This is a genomic window from Photorhabdus heterorhabditis (assembly GCF_001280945.1).
GTDB lineage: Bacteria > Pseudomonadota > Gammaproteobacteria > Enterobacterales > Enterobacteriaceae > Photorhabdus > Photorhabdus heterorhabditis.
Map to the genome: position 1 here is coordinate 44,805 of NZ_LJCS01000005.1, position 19,510 is coordinate 64,314.

The 19,510-nt window shown below is 41.7% G+C and carries 18 protein-coding genes, 2 pseudogenes and 1 other annotated feature; of the genes and pseudogenes, 7 read left to right on the forward strand and 13 right to left on the reverse strand.

Going from position 1 to position 19,510, the window contains the following annotated elements; genetic code table 11:
* Positions 1–3 precede the first annotated feature (3 nt).
* From arnC to AM629_RS03380, 12 genes and pseudogenes are all read right to left on the reverse strand, one after another.
* Positions 4–1,005, reverse strand: a complete 1,002-nt coding sequence (gene arnC / locus AM629_RS03325; RefSeq protein ID WP_054476131.1) for an undecaprenyl-phosphate 4-deoxy-4-formamido-L-arabinose transferase — start codon at positions 1,003–1,005, stop codon at positions 4–6.
* Positions 959–2,116 (reverse strand): annotated as a pseudogene (gene arnB, locus AM629_RS03330) (UDP-4-amino-4-deoxy-L-arabinose aminotransferase). Before arnB ends, arnC begins: the two are co-directional and overlap by 47 nt.
* A 137-nt stretch (positions 2,117–2,253) precedes the next feature.
* Positions 2,254–3,030 (reverse strand): vitamin B12 ABC transporter ATP-binding protein BtuD, encoded by a 777-nt coding sequence (gene btuD / locus AM629_RS03335; protein WP_054476281.1) that lies wholly within the window; start codon positions 3,028–3,030, stop codon positions 2,254–2,256.
* An 18-nt stretch (positions 3,031–3,048) separates the two neighbouring features.
* A complete protein-coding gene (btuC, locus tag AM629_RS03340; RefSeq protein ID WP_054476133.1) occupies positions 3,049–4,056 on the reverse strand; it encodes a vitamin B12 ABC transporter permease BtuC in 1,008 nt (335 codons plus the stop codon).
* Between the two features lie 69 nt (positions 4,057–4,125).
* Positions 4,126–4,422: an integration host factor subunit alpha gene (ihfA, locus tag AM629_RS03345; protein WP_011146885.1), complete on the reverse strand. Its 297-nt coding sequence runs from the start codon at positions 4,420–4,422 to the stop codon at positions 4,126–4,128.
* Between the two features lie 4 nt (positions 4,423–4,426).
* Positions 4,427–6,814, reverse strand: coding sequence for a phenylalanine--tRNA ligase subunit beta (gene pheT, locus AM629_RS03350; protein ID WP_054476135.1), 2,388 nt, complete (start codon positions 6,812–6,814; stop codon positions 4,427–4,429).
* Positions 6,815–6,828: 14 nt separating this feature from the next.
* On the reverse strand, positions 6,829–7,812 hold the full coding sequence (gene pheS, locus AM629_RS03355; protein WP_054476140.1) for a phenylalanine--tRNA ligase subunit alpha: 984 nt from the start codon (positions 7,810–7,812) through the stop codon (positions 6,829–6,831).
* A gap of 94 nt (positions 7,813–7,906) precedes the next feature.
* Positions 7,907–8,031: a sequence feature (Phe leader region), on the reverse strand.
* A gap of 102 nt (positions 8,032–8,133) precedes the next feature.
* Positions 8,134–8,490 (reverse strand): 50S ribosomal protein L20, encoded by a 357-nt coding sequence (gene rplT / locus AM629_RS03360; protein WP_054476142.1) that lies wholly within the window; start codon positions 8,488–8,490, stop codon positions 8,134–8,136.
* Between the two features lie 42 nt (positions 8,491–8,532).
* Positions 8,533–8,730 carry a 50S ribosomal protein L35 gene (rpmI, locus tag AM629_RS03365; RefSeq protein WP_006118955.1) on the reverse strand — a complete coding sequence of 66 codons (198 nt, stop codon included), beginning with the start codon at positions 8,728–8,730 and terminating at the stop codon, positions 8,533–8,535.
* A 98-nt stretch (positions 8,731–8,828) separates the two neighbouring features.
* Complete coding sequence (gene infC, locus AM629_RS03370; protein ID WP_072161797.1) at positions 8,829–9,368, reverse strand: translation initiation factor IF-3; 540 nt, start codon at positions 9,366–9,368, stop codon at positions 8,829–8,831.
* 3 nt (positions 9,369–9,371) lie between these two features.
* Positions 9,372–11,300: a threonine--tRNA ligase gene (thrS, locus tag AM629_RS03375; RefSeq protein WP_054476146.1), complete on the reverse strand. Its 1,929-nt coding sequence runs from the start codon at positions 11,298–11,300 to the stop codon at positions 9,372–9,374.
* A gap of 488 nt (positions 11,301–11,788) precedes the next feature.
* Positions 11,789–12,451: a transglycosylase SLT domain-containing protein gene (locus AM629_RS03380; protein ID WP_054476148.1), complete on the reverse strand. Its 663-nt coding sequence runs from the start codon at positions 12,449–12,451 to the stop codon at positions 11,789–11,791.
* A gap of 230 nt (positions 12,452–12,681) precedes the next feature.
* On the opposite strand from AM629_RS03380, the gene AM629_RS03385 reads away from it, so the two are divergent.
* From AM629_RS03385 to AM629_RS03405, 5 genes are all read left to right on the forward strand, one after another.
* Positions 12,682–13,596 carry a metal ABC transporter substrate-binding protein gene (locus AM629_RS03385; protein WP_054476150.1) on the forward strand — a complete coding sequence of 305 codons (915 nt, stop codon included), beginning with the start codon at positions 12,682–12,684 and terminating at the stop codon, positions 13,594–13,596.
* Positions 13,593–14,483: a manganese/iron ABC transporter ATP-binding protein gene (locus tag AM629_RS03390; protein ID WP_054476152.1), complete on the forward strand. Its 891-nt coding sequence runs from the start codon at positions 13,593–13,595 to the stop codon at positions 14,481–14,483. Before AM629_RS03385 ends, AM629_RS03390 begins: the two co-directional genes overlap by 4 nt.
* A gap of 2 nt (positions 14,484–14,485) precedes the next feature.
* Positions 14,486–15,370 carry a metal ABC transporter permease gene (locus AM629_RS03395; RefSeq protein WP_054476154.1) on the forward strand — a complete coding sequence of 295 codons (885 nt, stop codon included), beginning with the start codon at positions 14,486–14,488 and terminating at the stop codon, positions 15,368–15,370.
* A complete protein-coding gene (locus AM629_RS03400; RefSeq protein WP_054476282.1) occupies positions 15,358–16,245 on the forward strand; it encodes a metal ABC transporter permease in 888 nt (295 codons plus the stop codon). Before AM629_RS03395 ends, AM629_RS03400 begins: the two co-directional genes overlap by 13 nt.
* 125 nt (positions 16,246–16,370) lie before the next feature.
* Positions 16,371–17,240 carry a fructosamine kinase family protein gene (locus tag AM629_RS03405; RefSeq protein WP_054476157.1) on the forward strand — a complete coding sequence of 290 codons (870 nt, stop codon included), beginning with the start codon at positions 16,371–16,373 and terminating at the stop codon, positions 17,238–17,240.
* 55 nt (positions 17,241–17,295) lie between these two features.
* On the opposite strand, the gene AM629_RS03410 is transcribed toward AM629_RS03405, so the two are convergent.
* Positions 17,296–17,838, reverse strand: coding sequence for a YniB family protein (locus AM629_RS03410; protein ID WP_054476160.1), 543 nt, complete (start codon positions 17,836–17,838; stop codon positions 17,296–17,298).
* A gap of 174 nt (positions 17,839–18,012) precedes the next feature.
* On the opposite strand from AM629_RS03410, the pseudogene hxpB reads away from it, so the two are divergent.
* Positions 18,013–18,678: pseudogene (gene hxpB, locus AM629_RS03415) on the forward strand (hexitol phosphatase HxpB).
* A 222-nt stretch (positions 18,679–18,900) separates the two neighbouring features.
* Entirely contained in the window at positions 18,901–19,449 is a 549-nt protein-coding gene (locus AM629_RS03420; RefSeq protein ID WP_054476162.1) for a metal-dependent hydrolase, read from the forward strand.
* Positions 19,450–19,510 lie beyond the last annotated feature (61 nt).

A 19,510-nucleotide genomic window follows, 5' to 3' on the forward strand; every position in this document is an offset into this window, starting at 1 on the left:
TTCCTAGTTGTCGTTGGTCTTTCTATCTCCGACCACTTTTTGAATAAAATAACGTGGGCGCGCACGGACATCGTTATAAATACGACCTATGTATTCACCTAATAAGCCCATCGCGACGAACTGTGCACCAATAAACATGAAAAGGATGGCAAACAGGGTAAAAACACCGTCTGCTGCCCATATGGCCCCAAAAATCAGACGTAAAACCACCAGCAATACAGCCAGCAAAAAACCAGAAACTGCAATCACGCTCCCTATTACGCTCAGCAAACGTAAAGGTGCGGTTGTCAGACAGGTAAGCAGGTCATACATCAGATTAATCAACTTCATGAAGTTGTATTTGGAATCACCAAATTCACGCTCCGCGTGGGCAACATCTATCTCAATCGTTTTGCGAGCGAAAGTGTTCGCCAGAATAGGAATAAAGGTACTGCGCTCATGACACTGCAACATGGCTTCAATAATATGGCGACGATAGGCACGAAGCATACAGCCATAATCGCCCATAGAGCGGCCTGTTGCTTTGGTGATCATCGCATTGATGATTTTCGAAGCTGTTTTACGGAACAGAGAATCCTGCCGATTAGCACGGCGAGTACCAACAACGTCATAACCCTGCTCAGCTGTTTTAACAAGACGAGGGATCTCTTCTGGCGGATTCTGTAGATCTGCATCAAGAGTAATCACTAAATCGCCACTGACCTGATTAAAACCCGCCATAATCGCTGAGTGCTGACCGTAATTACGGTTAAGCAAAATGGCAATAATATGATTTTCAGGTTGTTCCGCTGCCTGAATCAAAATTTCAGCAGATTTATCACTGCTGCCATCATCAATAAGAATAAGCTCATAGTTTTGAGTCAGTTGCTTACAGGCTGCTAAGGTTCTTTCCAATAAAAGAGGTAAGCTTTCCTCTTCGTTATAAACTGGAATAACAACAGAAACTTTTTTAATTTGTTCAAAAGACACTAAATCTGCGCTCCGGAAGAATTTCTTGTAAAGCATCAATTACACGATCCACATCATTATCACTCATATCAGGAAAGAGTGGTAATGAACAAAGTGTTGCCGAGTTCCATTCTGATTCAGGCAACGACAACTGCGGAAAGCGTTCCCGATAATATTTTTGCGTATGTGCGGCTCTGAAATGCAAACCTGTGCCAATATCTTTTTCTTTCAGACATTCCATCAATGTGTCACGGTCAATGCCACATACATCTTTATCAACCCGTACCATAAGCAGATGATGTGCGTGCAAATGCTCATAATCTGGCGCATTCAACATCTGCAAGGGAGAATTTTTTAATGCTGTTGAATAACGAGCAACGATTTGTCGGCGACGAGCATTCATTGACTCCAATTTACTTAATTACACCACAGCAATCGCAGCATGAATATCTGATAAATTATATTTGTAACCTGGCTCTACTACTTCCGCTTGTGGTTTCCTGCCCTGAATCTGACGATCAAAAGCATCAACACCTAATCCATGAAACTTCAGACACCGAATTCGCTCAGCAAGTTCATTATTATCAGTCGCAACCAATCCGCCTTCTGCACAGGTAACATTTTTTATGGCATGGAAAGAGAAAATAGCCGTACCCTGCTCACCGACCCATTCATTCTTATAACGGGTTCCTACTGCATGAGCAGCATCTTCAATCAATGGAATACCCGCATTCTGAGCAATTGCACGCAATGCGTCCAAATCACAAGGAGCACCAGCATAATGAACAGGAATAATGGCTTTAGTTCTGGGAGTAATCGCCCTTTCTACTGTTGCTGCGTCAATCATTAAAGTATTGCGATCAACATCAATCATGATCGGCTCAGCACCAAGCAGGCAGATCATATTTACCGTAGAAACCCAAGTCAGAGATGGAGTAATCACTTCATCACCTGGGCCAATACCCAATGCCATCAATGTCAGATGCATACCCGCAGTTGCAGAGGTCAACGCAACCGCATGTTTACAGCCAAACATTCGGCAGAAATCCTGTTCCAATTGATGATTTTCAGGGCCTGTTGTAATCCAGCCTGAACGAAGAACTTTTTCTACTGCCTGAATTTCTTCATCACCTAAAGCAGGACGGGAAAATGGAAGAAAACTTCCCATAAAATACAATCCGATTCGTTCATAATATAATGATATATTAGATGACTATATTTTAACGAATCATCAACGCAGGCACAGATTTAGCAAATTAAATGGAAATAAGGCTATCAAAACAATAGAATTCACTGTGGCATATATCAGACTGAATTATAATCAGGTAGAAAAACTCGCCAATATTTATGTGTCTTCTCAGATACACATTTGATATCAACGGCAAAAACTTCAGATAGCGTATTTTCTTTCATGACCTCGTTTGGTTTTCCATCTGCAACCAGCTGCCCATCGGCAAGCAACCAGATTCGATCAGCTCTATCATAGCTATGGTTAAGATCATGACCACTCATGACTACGGAGCCACCAAGTTCACAGAATTTTTTCACTAACAGATCAAGTGCTGCTACCTGAGCGATATCGAGGTTATTAGTAGGCTCATCCAAGAGTAATAGCTTTCCCTCCAGATTGATTGATGACCAAACTTGTAAAAAAACCCCCGTTAATCGAACTCTTTGCCATTCACCACCGGATAATCTCCCTACCGGTGTCTCCAGAAGCGTTCCTAACTTAAAAAAGGAACATAACTCTGACAGTACATCATCATAATTAACCGGAGGAGGTGTTAAATACAGCTGCAAATATTGAAAAACCGGCATTATTGGTACAGAAATAACTTGCTGACTCAACCATGCCCTATGACGTGCTAATTCGCAGGGGCTATATTCACTGAGACACCTTTGTTGCAAATAGATTTTGCCACTATACGGCAAAATACCTGCCATACAAGCTAACAATGTACTCTTTCCTGAACCATTCGGCCCAATAAGATGTACTTGTTCACCTTGTTGTATTGATGCTGTCAGCGATACTAATCGAGTTTGGACTGATATCTGCCTGAGAGTCATCAATTGACGGGGCATTTGCACTTGATTCACTTTTTAACTCCAATCTCTGACTCTTAATAATAACCAAATGAACACCGGTGCCCCCAATGTGGCTGTCACAACACCAATCGGCACTTCTGCATTAGTCAGACTGAGGCGGGAAAGCAAATCAGCCAGCAATAACCCATATCCCCCTGCCAGAACACATGCAGGCAGTAGTGTTTTATAATCCGTCAAACCGCATAAACGCAAAATATGTGGAATAACTAAGCCGATAAAGCTGATTGTCCCGGCAAGTGCAACACTTAACCCCACCAACAATCCAACAGCGAGTACAAATAAATTCCGCCAATAATAAAGCGAGATACCTAACTGATGAGCCTGTATTTCTCCCAATGAAAGGAAATTAAGCACTTTTCCTTGACTACTCAGCCAAATAATCAAAGGAAATAAAGCGACTACCAACCATTGCTGTCGCCAGTCTATTCCACTGAAACTACCCATCATCCAATACATTAGCTGGCGCAAATCCATACTGGTACTAAAATAAACCATCCATGTCATCAGTGCACCAGAAACAACACCAAAAGCGACCCCCACTAACAATAAACGGGCATTATTCAAGTGACGCTTTCTTGAAAAGATCAACAATATCATTGTGACAATAAGTGCTCCCAACACAGCACCAGCACTCAACAGCCAGAATGGAGCAATACCGTGAAACATCAGCACTAGAAACACAACAACAACACCTGCACCATTGCTGATCCCCAGTAGCCCTGGTTCAGCCAGCGGATTTTCAAACAATGCCTGCATTATCGCACCAGCCACAGTCAAACTTGCACCCACAGCGACTACAGCCAACACACGAGGAAAACGCAATTGCCACACAAACAACCGACCTGTTTCAGAAAACCACTTATCAGGCCATATCCAATTTTCTCCTGCACAAAGTGAGAGAAAAAAAACAAACAGAAATAAGCAAGTAAGAATTGCCAGAAAACGATAATCACGTCTTTTCTGACGAATCACTAATTCAGCAATGGAATAGGTGGGTTGCATTGGACATCAGCTCATAAGAGAAGATATTTTAAGAAAAAGGCCGCTATTAATGCGGCCTTTTTGATTTGATTATTCCTTAGGTGTGGCTTTCTCAACCCTGCTTTTTAACTTCTGACCAGGACGGAATGTCACTACTCGGCGAGCTGTAATCGGAATATCTTCACCAGTCTTAGGATTACGTCCCGGACGTTGGTTTTTATCCCGTAAATCAAAGTTGCCAAATCCAGACAATTTTACCTGCTCACCATTCTCCAAAGAACGACGCACTTCTTCAAAGAACAATTCAACCAGATCTTTAGCATCACGTTTGCTAATCCCCAGTTTCTCAAACAGATTTTCTGACATTTCAGCTTTAGTAAGCGCCATAGGTTCAGTCCCTCAAGGATGCTTGGAATCGCTGTTTCAGTACTGCAACACATTTACTAACGGTTGCAGCAATCTCTTCTTCTTCCAGTGTACGCGCGGTATCCTGCAAGATAAAACTTATAGCGAGGCTCTTATGACCCTCTGCTACACCTTTACCACAATACACGTCAAACAAGTTTATGCCAACTATATGATTTACGCCAACTTTCTTACATTCAACCAAAACATCTTCTGCTGCAACATTTTCAGGCACAACAATTGCGATATCACGACGGTTTGACGGGAAGCGTGAAATCTCTTTTGCGGCAGGAATCACGCAGTCTGCCAGCTTATCCCAGAGCACTTCGAATACCACGGTACGGCCATTTAAATCAAGTTTGCGCTCCAATTCTGGGTGAACAACACCAATGTATCCGATATATTCATTTTCCAGATAAATTCCGGCGCTTTGACCTGGGTGCAATGCTGGATTTACATCTGCTCTAAAAGAAATCTCAGATAATTTTCCAGTCAATTCCAGTACAGCTTCCAAATCGCCTTTCATATCGAAGAAATCAACAGACTGTTTTTCTAGTGACCAATGCTCTTCAAAACGATTCCCGGTGATGGCCCCCCCTAACACCAGCTCCTGGCGAATACCCTGTTCCGCATTTTCATCAGGAACAAAACGCAAACCAGTTTCAAACAAGCGCACACGGTTTTGCTGCCGGTTCTGATTATATACCACCGTTGTTAGCAAACCAGTCAGCAAAGACAAACGCATTGCTGACATATCCGCTGAAATTGGGTTAGGTAGCATCAGCACGTGTTGCTGTGGATGTAACAGTGCCTGAATTTTAGGATCAACAAAGCTGTAAGTAATCGCTTCCTGATAACCTCTATCGACGAGCATTGTTTTAACACGTTTCAGGGAAAGATCTGCTTCACGGTGTTTTTTCATGACAAGATCTGCACGCATCGGTACATCTGGAATATTGTTGTAACCGTAGATACGGGCAACTTCTTCAACCAAATCTTCTTCAATTTCCAGATCAAAGCGCCAGCTTGGTACAACCGCCTGCCAACAATTTTCTTGCGTAGTGACTTTACAACCTAAACGGGTCAGAATGTCACCAACTTGTTCATCAGGCACATAATGACCAATTAAACGATCCAGCTTTTCACGACGCAGAGTGATTGTCGCTGGTTTTGGCAATTGAGATTCATCAGTAGCATCAATGATTGGACCAGCTTCACCACCACAAATATCGACCAGTAATTGAGTCGCCCTCTCCATAGCTTTGTGCTGTAACTGAGGATCAACACCACGCTCATAACGATGAGAAGCGTCAGTATGTAAGCCATAACGACGAGCGCGACCAGCAATCGCCAAAGGTGAAAAAAATGCGCATTCAAGTAAAATATTTTGGGTTTCTTCATTCACGCCGGAATGTTCACCGCCAAAAATACCTGCCATTGCAACAGCTTGTTTTTCATCAGAAATAACTAGAGTATCAGCAGAAAGGTTGGCTTCTGTACCATCCAGTAGCACCAATTTTTCATCCTGTTTCGCCATGCGTACAGTGATTGAACCATTTAGACGTTCCAAATCAAACGCATGTAATGGCTGACCCAATTCAAGTAACACATAGTTAGTCACATCGACTATCGGATCGATGGAACGGATACCACCACGGCGCAATTTTTCACGCATCCACAGTGGCGTTGCCGCTTTCACATTAATTTTCTTAATTACCCTACCCAAGTAACGTGGACATGCTTCTGTCACTTCAACACGAATAGGGAAGGTAGCATCTGTTGTCGGTTTTACTGCTTCAATTTGCTGTTCAGATAATGAAATTTTATTAGCTACTGCTACATCACGTGCAACGCCAATGATACTCAGGCAGTCAGCACGGTTAGGTGTAATACTAATTTCAATTATGCTGTCATCTAACTTCAGATATTCACGCAGATCAACACCTAAAGGTGCATCAGTTGGTAATTCAATAATACCGTCATGGTCTTCTGAAATACCTAATTCAGAGTAAGAACACAGCATCCCTTCAGAAGGCTCACCGCGCAGTTTAGCCGCTTTGATTTTGAAATCACCCGGTAACACAGCTCCCACAGTTGCTACAGCAACTCTCAATCCCTGACGACAATTCGGAGCACCGCAAACGATATCCAGCAGGCGTTCACCACCCACATTCACTTTTGTTACCCGCAATTTATCCGCATTCGGATGTTGGACACATTCAACAACTTCACCAATAACCACGCCATGGAATCGACCGGCTACTGCCTCCATGCCATCAACTTCCAGACCAAGCATGGTCATTTGGTTAGATAATTCTTCACTGCTAATGGCTGGATTTACCCACTCGCGTAACCAGAGTTCACTGAATTTCATGAGATACTCCCGCCTTATTTAAACTGTTTGAGAAAACGCAGATCATTTTCGAAGAACGCACGCAGATCCGTTACACCGTAACGTAACATTGTTAGACGTTCTACCCCCATGCCGAAAGCGAAACCAGAATAGATTTCAGGATCAAGACCAACGTTATTCAGTACATTAGGATGAACCATACCGCAACCCAACACTTCCAGCCATTTGCCATTTTTACCCATTACGTCGACTTCCGCCGAAGGTTCTGTAAATGGAAAGTAAGATGGGCGGAAACGGATCTGCAAATCCTCTTCAAAGAAATTGGTTAAGAAATCGTGCAATGTTCCTTTCAGATTGGTAAAACTGATACCTCTGCCAATCACCAAACCTTCCACCTGATGGAACATGGGAGTGTGCGTCTGGTCGTAGTCATTACGATATACACGGCCTGGTGCAATAACGCGAATCGGTGGCTGTTGGTTCTGCATAGTCCGAACTTGCACACCTGAAGTCTGAGTACGCAATAGACGTTTAGCATCAAACCAAAACGTATCATGATCAGCTCGGGCAGGATGATGCGCAGGAATATTCAATGCATCAAAGTTATAATAATCATCTTCAATTTCAGGGCCTGATTCTACAGAAAAACCTAATTCACCAAAGAAAGTTTCAATACGCTCTATTGTACGGTTAACTGGATGTAACCCACCATTTTCCATCCGGCGACCAGGCAGTGATACATCAATTTTTTCTGCTGCCAGACGGGAATTCAAGACATCAGTTTCCAGTTTTTCTTTACGGGCATTCAGAGCTTCTTGAACTGCCTGCTTGGCTTGATTAATAACAGCCCCTGCGGCTGGACGTTCTTCGGCCGGCAGATCACGCAGCGATGACATTTGGAGAGTTAAATGGCCTTTTTTGCCTAAATATTCAACACGCACCAAATCCAACGCAGCAACATCTTGGGCATCTTCTACGGCTGCTTTTGCTTTTGCAACCAGCTCAGCGAGATGTGGCATCGTTTTCCTCTTCCTTTGGCCTAACGGCCTGCTAATAATTATCGTTAATAACTTAATGACCCTATATGCCTGTCTCTGTTTTTATCGTGATAAAAACAAAAAAGCCTCCACAACGGAGGCTCAGGCGCAACTTTTCGTTTCTTTTCTTACGCGCAAAGCCTCCTGAATTCAGGCGCTAAAGTAAAAAAAGAAACGAAAAAAAGCGAAAAACATAATATTGGTTCTCTCAAAATGGTATTTTTCCTGACAGCGACATGCTAGTAAGCCACATTTTTTAGCAAAAGTAAAAGAGGGAGCGATGCTCCCTCTTACTACCCTAGCTTATGCCAGAGCGCCTTTTGCTTTTTCAACCAAAGCAGCAAACGCTGTTTTGTCAAATACAGCGATATCAGCCAAGATCTTACGGTCAATTTCAATAGATGCCTTTTTCAAGCCATTGATGAAACGGCTATAAGACAGACCATTCTGACGCGCAGCAGCGTTGATACGTGCAATCCACAGTTGACGGAACTGACGTTTACGCTGACGACGGTCACGGTAAGCGTACTGTCCTGCTTTGATTACTGCCTGGAAGGCAACACGGTAAACGCGCGAACGGGCACCATAGTAACCTTTCGCTTGCTTTAAAATTTTCTTGTGACGTGCACGGGCGACAACACCACGTTTTACGCGAGCCATATACTTCTCCTATCGTCTCTGAGTTCTAATCTAAAAAATTGCTTATGCGTATGGCAGACAAGCAACAACCAGGCCCAGATCACCTTTGGAGACCATGCCCTTTGGACGTAAATGGCGTTTACGCTTAGTTGATTTCTTAGTCAGAATGTGACGAAGGTTAGCGTGCTTACGCTTAAAACCACCACTTGCAGTTTTTTTAAAGCGTTTAGCGGCGCCGCGTACTGTTTTAATCTTTGGCATTTTAATTTCCACTTCGCATTGTTAATTACAACGAATTAGTAAGGCGAACAAGCCCCAACCAGACAAGACCGACTGGAGCTTATTACTTGCTTGCCTAACTATTTCTTCTTAGGAGCGAGCACCATGATCATCTGACGGCCTTCTATCTTCGAAGGGAATGATTCAACTACCGCCAGTTCATCCAGATCGTTGCGAATACGGTTGAGCATTTCGACACCAATCTGCTGATGCGCCATTTCACGTCCGCGGAAACGCAGAGTGATTTTGGCTTTATCGCCATCTTCCAGAAAACGAATCAGGTTGCGTAGTTTGACCTGATAGTCGCCTTCATCGGTACCAGGACGGAATTTAATTTCCTTAACCTGAATAACCTTTTGTTTCTTCTTCTGTTCTTTGATTGACTTACTCTTCTCATAGAGGAACTTGCCGTAGTCCATGATACGGCAAACCGGCGGCTCGGCATTTGGGCTGATTTCAACCAAATCAACACCCACTTCCTCAGCTTTTTCAAGAGCTTCTCTCAGACTGACAATACCAATCTGCTCGCCATCTAAACCTGTTAAACGAACTTCAGAAGCGCGAATCTCTCCATTAATGCGATTAGGACGCGCCGTTTGAATTCTTTTTCCGCCTTTAATACTTTATTCCTCCAATTGATGAAGCTTACGACTGCGTATTTCTATAAGCAGTTTTTCGATGAACTCATTAACGCCGATGCTACCCAGATCTTTACCGCGGCGGGTACGAACAGAAATTTTTCCTGATTCGACCTCTTTTTCACCACAGACAAGCATATAAGGTACACGACGCAGAGTATGTTCACGGATTTTAAAGCCAATCTTCTCGTTTCTCAAGTCTGCTTTTGCACGGATGCCAGATTCTTGAAGTTTTTTTGCTAATTCCTGTACATAATCAGCCTGACTGTCAGTGATATTCATCACTACTACTTGCTGTGGAGCAATCCATGTCGGGAAGAAACCCGCATATTCCTCAGTCAGGATACCGATAAACCGTTCCAGTGAACCCAGAATCGCACGGTGAATCATTACAGGAACCTTACGTTCATTGTTTTCACCTACGTAGGACGCACTCAAACGACCCGGCAGTGAAAAATCAAGCTGCACAGTACCACATTGCCACGCACGATCCAAACAATCATACAAAGTAAATTCAATTTTAGGTCCGTAGAAGGCACCTTCACCTGGCTGATATTCAAATTGAACTCTGTTTTCTTGCAGTGCAGTAGCCAAAGCGTCTTCCGCTTGATTCCACTGTTCTTCAGTACCGATACGTTTTTCCGGCCGAGTTGACAGCTTAACAACAATTTTTTCAAAACCAAAAGTACTGTAAACGTCGTACACCATCTTAATACAGCTGCTAACTTCCCGATGAATTTGCTCTTCTGTGCAGAAGATATGAGCATCATCTTGGGTAAACCCACGAACACGCATTAAACCATGTAATGCACCTGAAGGTTCATTACGGTGACAGCTACCGAATTCAGCCATACGTAAAGGCAAATCACGATAAGATTTTAAACCTTGGTTAAAAATCTGAATATGCCCAGGGCAATTCATCGGTTTAACGCAGTATTCACGGTTCTCTGAAGAAGTGGTAAACATATGCTCACCATAGTTTTCCCAGTGCCCCGTTCTTTCCCACATCACACGGTCCATCATAAATGGACCTTTAACTTCTTGGTACTGGTATTCTTTCAGTTTGGTACGCACAAAAGTTTCTAGCTCACGAAAAATAGTCCAGCCATCGTTATGCCAGAATGCCATGCCTGGAGCTTCCTCCTGCATGTGGTACAGATCTAATTGTTTACCAATTTTACGATGGTCACGTTTAGCAGCTTCTTCCAAGCGTTGCAAATAAGTATTGAGCTGTTTCTTATCAGCCCATGCAGTACCATATATACGTTGCAACATTTTATTATTGCTATTCCCACGCCAGTATGCTCCTGCAACTTTCTGCAATTTAAAATGATGACAGAAACGCATATTTGGCACGTGTGGGCCACGGCACATATCAACATATTCTTCATGATTGTACAAACCAGGATGATCATCACGACCAATGTTTTCATCCAAAATCTGTACCTTGTAATCTTCACCACGAGCAGCGAACGTATCACGAGCCTCTTGCCAACTTACCTTTTTCTTGATGACATCATAGTCTTTTTTAGCAAGTTCCAACATGCGTTTTTCAAGCAGTTCAATATCTTCCTGCGTCAGGGCACGGCCAAGATCAACATCATAGTAGAAACCATTATCAATAACTGGACCGATAGCCATTTTAGTATCTGGCCATAATTGTTTGATCGCATGTCCTAGCAGATGTGCGCATGAATGGCGGATAATTTCCAACCCTGCTTCATCTTTACAGGTGATGATGGCAATATTTGCATCTGAATCGATTAATTCACAGGTATCCACCAGCTCACCATTTACGCGGCCAGCAATACATGCTTTCGCTAAACCTGGACCAATGTCACAGGCAATATCCATTACAGAAACAGCACGGTCAAACTGGCGTTGGCTACCGTCAGGAAGGGTAATAACAGGCATTTAAAATCCTTATCTACAGTGGTGACCCACACGAAAGGTCACTTGAAGGAGTTTGATATTCAACTAAAATAACGATTTAAATTATTATCTAGTCAATCCATTAACGTTTGGTACTAAAATTGGTGCACAATATAAAAAGTGACTGCCTTTGATACCTAAACACCATGAAAATATACCACTAACAAACATTCAGGTCACTGCTATGTTTAGTCAGAAAATCAAAGGGTATAAAGAGTTAATAATCCGTATGTTAATAACACGATCATGGCTATACTAAAAAAACCCCGCGCTCTGCTCTTGTTGTAGAATTAGATAAATACCGTGAGTTTGATATTAAAATCAATGTTAAGGGTAGTCTGCAATATTTGTGACAACTATCCTGACAACAAAAAATCCTTGAGGAAATCTTGCAGGGGACACAAGGATACAATTAAGGACAATTTCCAGCGCTAACAACAATGTAATTCAGCACCATTTTACTCAGCCCGTTATTCTACCACTGTCAGTGAACGATAAGCATTTTTCACTTTCCACAAATAGCGTGGAGCTTGGGCGGCAGGATGATTATCCTGAATATGCTGATAAAACTCATCCGGTGTCATACGATTTATTTTATTAACCGCTAACTGGCGATCTGTACTAAAAGTACGTAAAAGAGCACCTGCGCCATTTACGTAAGCAACGATAGTGGCATAGTAAAGAGTTTCAGGGTTATCAATACCTGCCAGATGCTGTTCTTTCAGGATGCTGATATAAGCAGTACCAAGATCAATATTGGTTTTAGGATCTTTCAACTCGCGGGTTGTCGGTTGACCAGAACGCCCCTTCTGCTGATATACATCTCGCCCTGCTGTTGAAGCTTTAATCTGCATAAGACCAATTGCATTCGATTTACTGACAGCATCAGGACGGAAACCTGATTCAACTTGAATAATCGCTCTGATAAGCGTTTCATCAACATCATACCGATTAGATGCCTGCTGAATAAATGTATCAAAAGGTGTCGGAGGGAAGTTAGCTGTGTTAGCAGTACCACCACTAAGCATGCGTTGCTGACTAGGTTGTTTGCCGAGATTGGTTTGCGGGTCATTCTTTTCGGCACAACCGACTAACAACACAATCAGTACTGCAAAGCTGAATCTTGATTTCACCTTAATAATCCTCTGGATCAGATTTATTAAAGCGCAGCATATACAATTTCGTTTACAACCCAAAAATATTTTTACTTAACTTTTAACTCTATTCGTGTTCATATCACATGGAATAACTATTGCTTAATTATTGTGATAGTCTATGTTTCCGAATTTTATCATCTTGACTTTACTTAAATGATATTGATAATCGTTATCATATATACTTATAACAAGTAAGGCTTGAACTCATGAAGAAAAAACGTTCTCTGCTCCCGTCCCCCATACTGGGAATAACTTTGATTCTCCTATCTATAGTTTTATTTAGCCAGCAAGCATCCGCCACCAAAAAATTCAAAGTCGTCACCACCTTTACTATCATTCAGGATATAGCACAAAATGTAGCAGGTGATGCCGCAATTGTTGAATCAATTACTAAACCAGGCGCTGAAATCCATGATTATCAACCTACCCCCAAAGATATTATTAAATCCCAACATGCGGACTTGATCCTGTGGAATGGATTGAACCTGGAACGCTGGTTCGAGCGTTTCTTTGAAAACCTAAAAGACATACCAGCTGTTGTTATTACTGACAGCATTCTACCATTACCTATCCGTGAAGGACCTTATAACGGGAATCCTAACCCTCACGCATGGATGTCACCAACAAACGCTTTAGTCTATATTGAAAATATTCGCAAAGCATTTGTGAAATATGATCCTGAAAATGCAGAAATCTATAATGAAAATGCCAAAGCCTATGCTGAAAAAATCGCCAAATTGGATTCTCCGCTGAGAGAGCGTCTTTCCCGTATTCCACAGGATCAGCGTTGGCTAGTTACCAGTGAAGGAGCTTTTAGCTACCTCGCCAAGGATTATCAATTTAAGGAAGTTTATCTGTGGCCAATCAATGCAGAAGAACAAGGCTCACCACAACAAGTTCGTTATGTCATTGATACGGTAAGAGCAAATAAAATCCCAGTTGTATTCAGCGAAAGTACAATTTCTGATAAACCAGCCAAGCAAGTCAGTAAAGAAACTGATGCCCGTTATGGTGGTGTTCTTTATGTAGACTCACTCTCCAGTAGTAACGGCCCGGTACCAACATATATCGATTTGTTGAACAAAACCGTAGATACAATAGCAAAAGGATTTAATCAATGAATTGCAGTAAGCCGTTTGAACGTCCTCATTTAGTGGTTGATGATGCCACTGTGACTTATAACAACGGTCACACCGCTATTTATGACGCAAGTTTTTCTATCACTGGCGGTACTATCTGTGCGTTAGTTGGCATTAACGGTAGCGGTAAGTCCACATTGTTTAAGACTATTATGGGCCTGATAAACCCATCCCAAGGGAAAGTTACCCTGAGCGATATGCCTGTCAAAAGTGCTTTAAAGAAAAATATCATTGCATATGTACCCCAGACAGAAGAAGTTGACTGGAACTTTCCAGTACTGGTTTCTGATGTTGTTATGATGGGTCGCTACGGCAAAATGGGATTCCTGAGAATCCCAGGTAAAAAAGATCACCAATCTGTTGATGAAGCGCTTGAACGTGTTGGCTTAACTGCTCTGCGCAACCGGCAGATTGGTGAACTTTCAGGCGGACAGAAAAAACGGGTTTTTCTTGCAAGAGCCTTGGCTCAGGAAGGTAAAGTTCTGTTACTGGATGAACCTTTCACCGGTGTTGATGTAAAAACAGAGAATGCCATCATTGACTTACTGTGTGATTTACGTGATGAGGGCCATCTGGTTTTAGTTTCAACACACAACCTTGGTAGTGTGCCTGAATTCTGTGACCATGTTATCCTGATCAACCGCACTGTTCTGGCAAGCGGCCCAACAGAAACAACATTCACCCAAAAGAATTTAGAAAGAACTTTTGGTGGAGTACTCCGCCATATCAATCTATCCGGACCAGAATTACATGATGATGATGACCCACGTTCTCTGACTGTCATTACTGATGATGAACGCGCGGCAGTGTTTTATGGTCATAACCACCATGTACCGCCGCGGCAAACTCAGCAAAAGGAGAAACGCTAACCATGATAGAACTTTTGCTGCAACCTTTTCACTATAACTACATGGTGAAAGCCATCTGGGTCAGCGCTATTGTCGGTGCCGTCTGTGCCTTTCTTTCCGCCTATCTGATGCTAAAAGGCTGGTCATTGATGGGAGATGCTCTTTCTCACTCAGTTGTGCCTGGTGTTGCCGGTGCCTACGCACTAGGTCTTCCTTATGCTGGTGGCGCTTTTTTTACTGGTATGCTGGCAGCCCTGTCGATGACTCTGGTTCGTCATATTACTCGCTTACGTGAAGATGCGGTGATCGGGTTTATATTTTCTACCTTCTTTGCTGCCGGCTTATTAATCGTTTCTCTTAATCCAACATCCGTTAACGTACAAACCATTATTCTTGGCAATATCCTTGGTATCGCTGATGAAGATGTTCTTCAGGTTGAAATCATTATTGCAGTTTCATTTATCGTGTTAATGTTTATCTGGAAAGATTTACTCATTGTGTTCTTTGATGAAACCCATGCACGTTCTATTGGCCTATCGCCCTTGAGGATGAAAATTATTTTTTTTACTTTATTGAGCGCATGTACAGTTGCAGCTTTACAAACTGTTGGCGCCATTCTAGTGATCGCAATGGTAGTAACTCCAGGAGCAACAGCTTATTTGCTGACTGACCGTTTTAAGTACCTATTAATAATTGCAATTGCTATTGGTTCCCTGACCAGTGCATTTGGCGCTTACCTAAGCTTCTTTCTTAATGGTGCCACCGGTGGTGTTATCGTCACACTGCAAACAGTTATTTTCTTATTAGCGTTCTTCTTTGCACCAAAACACGGACTATTCGCTTCTCGTATACGTGCCAGAAAAGAATCCTCGACATTGGCTCAGGAGAAGCAATCATGGATGAATTGATTCAACTAATCACTGAACCATTTATGTTTCCGTTTATGCAACGGGCAATATTCGCAGCTATTGTAACAGGCGCAGTGTGTGCGATGCTCTCTTGCTATCTGGTACTTAAAGGCTGGTCGTTAATGGGTGATGCTATCTCTCACGCAGTATTACCAGGGATTGTTCTGGCTTTTGCTGCCGGGATACCATTGGCTATTGGCGCATTTCTTTCTGGTATTTTTTGTGCTTTTGCAACAGGATATTTGAAAGAACACAGCCGAATAAAAGAAGATACTGTTATGGGAATTGTCTTTTCTGGTATGTTCGCTTTTGGTCTAGTTCTTTTTGCCCGAATGGATACCGACCAACATCTCACCCATATTCTGTTTGGTAATATATTAGGGATAACTAAAGATGAATTGAATCAAACATTATGGATTACCTGTATTACCATGGTGGTGGTACTGCTGAAACGCAAAGATTTCATGCTTTACTGCTTTGATCCTCATCAAGCGCGTGTAGTGGGATTGCCTGTTAAATTTTTACATTACGGCTTGCTTTGCCTGTTAGCAATGACGATTGTCGCCTCCTTGCAGGCTGTAGGAATGATTCTAGTCATTGCAATGTTGATATCGCCGGGAATTATCGCTTTCACGCTATGCCGCAGCTTTGATCGAATGTTAATTGTTGCTATTATTGCATCGGTCAGTTCCTGTGTTCTTGGTACACTTATTAGTTTCCACATTGATGGAGCAACAGGCCCGTGTATTGTTATTGTCCAAGCTATTTTCTTTACACTGGCATTGGTTTACAGTCAAATAAAACTGGCAAGAATAAAATCCAAACATAAAACGCATCAAGTTTCTCTGAAGATCTCTAACGAACCCAATCAATAACAAAAAGGGTTATATCCGTTTTGAGATATAACCCCGTTAATCATCTTTTTTACCTGATCATATATTTTCTCTGACTATAATTGTTAATTGTTTATAAAGTGATTAAGGGCGTAGAGAGGTGAACCATGTGGCAAGCAGTAAATCGTTTGTTGAATGAGCATTTCGGTGTTGCTGAAATTCGTGATAAAACTGAGTTAGTCGGAGGCGATATCCATCAATCTTGGCGAATCATTCATGGAGAAAGGCAAATTTTTGTCAAATCTAACATGAGGGAAATGCTTCCTGTCTTCAAAGCAGAATCAGAACAACTTGAGCTACTGGCACGCAGCCAAACTATCCGTGTCCCGGCTGTTTATGGTATTGGTAGTGATCGTGATCATAGTTTTTTATTACTTGAATTTCTGCCTTTAAAATCTTTTGATCCTCACAGTGCCTACTGTTTCGGCCAACAACTGGCCGCACTTCATCAATGGAGTGAACAACCTCAATTCGGCTTTGATTTTGACAATATGCTAGCAACAACACCGCAACCAAATGGCTGGCAACGTCGTTGGCATCAATTTTATGCGGAGAAAAGGGTTGGTTGGCAATTACAGATTGCGGCAGAAAAAGACATGATATTTGGTGATATTGATAATATCGTTCAAGCTGTAAGTAACAAACTCCAACATCACCATCCACAACCCTCACTCTTACATGGAGATCTCTGGCCAGCCAATTGTGCTTCTCTAGATGATCATGTAGTTGTTTTCGACCCAGCCTGTTATTGGGGAGATCGTGAGTGTGATTTCGCCATGTTACCATTATACCCAGACTTACCAATGCAAATCTTTGATGGCTATCAGAGCGTATGGCCACTCCCCATCAATTTCATTGAGCGACAACCTGTATACCAACTCTATTACTTACTTAACCGGTGCAACCTGTTTGGTGGTGATAATTTTGTTGCAGTTCAAAACATTATCGATAATATTCTGGCCGAAGATAGCCAATAAACAACTAATCAAGCTGCGAAAACATTTCATTCCGCAGCTATAACCATCGGAGAACTTACCAACCTAAAATTCCTAGTATAAAATAAGCGGCTACACCGATAATTACCGGTGAAATATATAAGATATAAATCTGACTGAACAGTGTATGATGAGGAAGTTTAATTCTTGATTCAATCTGCTCTCTTGTCAGACCATCGCTACCTTTAGCTCTTTCAAGAATAAGCTGATCTTCAATACTTTCACGTATAAACTTTACTTGCCTATACATACGTTGACCAGATGCACTCATGGCGAGACCAACAAAAATAAGGAAATAGATAATCAAAAAACCAAGAGTTGATCCTGTAAAATCAACCCAAAGATCAGGCGTTGGCGAATTTTTCCAGAAGAAATCCAAGAATGGAGTATTAAAACGCATCATTTCCGCCATCATTTTCAGAAAATCATCCAAAACAGCATTGATACCATCACCTTTAATACCTTGCTGCCAAACAAGATTGATCACAGAAACGATAGTCGATAAAAGTGCCGGAATAAAAATCACCCAACCTAAAACTCGCTTAATAATAGCGATATATCCAGCTTTCTGGTAAGTCATCAATATCCCTCGTAGTAATAATTTTTGTCTAATCATAGCCCATCAGTCATTAAATTTAACTTTATATTTAATTAACTAAGCATTTCTTACCATGTTCCCCATAAGAAAAAGATTTCATCTATTAGGATTGCTACAATCTGTTTTCGCTAACTATATAACCAGTGGGAGATGCTAATGTCCTTTCATTTACCAATAAAAGCAGCCATTTTTGACATGGATGGTTTGCTGATTGACTCTGAACCCTATTGAGCCCAAGGAGAGAAGGAAGTATTCGGTGAATTAGGCTTGGATCTATCTTTGGTGGAAAAACTACCAGATACTCTTGGATTACGTATTGACCATGTTGTAGAGCTATAGTATCAGGCTTCTCCGTGGCAAGGTGTACCGAAATCAGAAGTGGAACAGCGGATTATTGACCACGTTATCAATTTGATAAAAGAAAACCACCCCTTACTCCCAGGTACTGAACATGCTTTAAGCCTTTGCCGTGAACAGGAATTGAAAATCGGCCTAGCTTCAGCTTCCCCTCAATATATGTTGGAACAAGTGTTAGAAATGTTCAACTTGCGTCATTATTTCGATACTGTCGTTTCGGCTGCCAAATTACCTCATAGTAAACCCAATCCCGAAGTTTATTTACGTGCTGCTGAACAACTGGGGGTTGCCCCAATAAATTGTGTAGCTTTAGAAGATTCATTTAATGGAATGATAGCAACAAAAGCAGCAAGAATGCGTTCAATCGTTGTACCATCAGCTCATCATTTCAATGATCCACGTTGGGCATTAGCTGATATTAAACTGCATTCACTCGAACAACTAAGTGTAACGGATATCGTTTGACTCTGACTTTAACTGCCATTATCTGTTCAGATGGCAGTTCTTGATTGTTCACATAGCAGCCTTAGTGCTTATATCTTATTCTGTCAAATAAAAACTTGATTAAATATTAATGTTATTTATTAATAAATAAAATATTTTTGTTTTTCACCCTCTATCTTACCCGCATAAAACCCACTATACTCGCCCACTGTATGGATAGACAGTCACCAGTCAGAGGAATTTATGACCGCGGAAGGGCATCTTTTATTTTCAGTTGCCAGCATTATTCTGGCGCAAAAACTCAAAATAACACCAGAAATAGCTCATGGTGACTGGTTACATATGCTACCAGGAGTGCTTCTCACCGCATTGTTACCAGATATAGATCACCCAAATTCAACCCTAGGTAAATTATTCAGGTTTATCTCCATACCAATCGCCAAATTATGTGGACACAGAGGATTTACCCATAGTCTCCTTGCCCTCATATTAGGTGTTGCCTTATTTTGGTTAAAAATACCAGAAGAGTGGCTTATCCCAACTGATTTTTTCCATGCCATGATTGTTGGCTATCTAAGTCATCTGATTGCAGATATGCTGACTCCCGCTGGTGTACCGTTATTATGGCCAATAAAGATACGTTTTCGCTTACCTGTGCTTGGTAAGCAGGGAAACAAGAAAGCAGAAAGATTTATTTCTGCTCTATTGATCGTTATTGCCATTTTCCTACCAGAACACATTGAATACTCCATATTTTTTTATATAGATTGCATTAAGGAACGCTATTTTTAATGCTCTGATTGACTGAAACTAAATCTTAATTATTACATTTGTTATATCAAATTCGATCTAG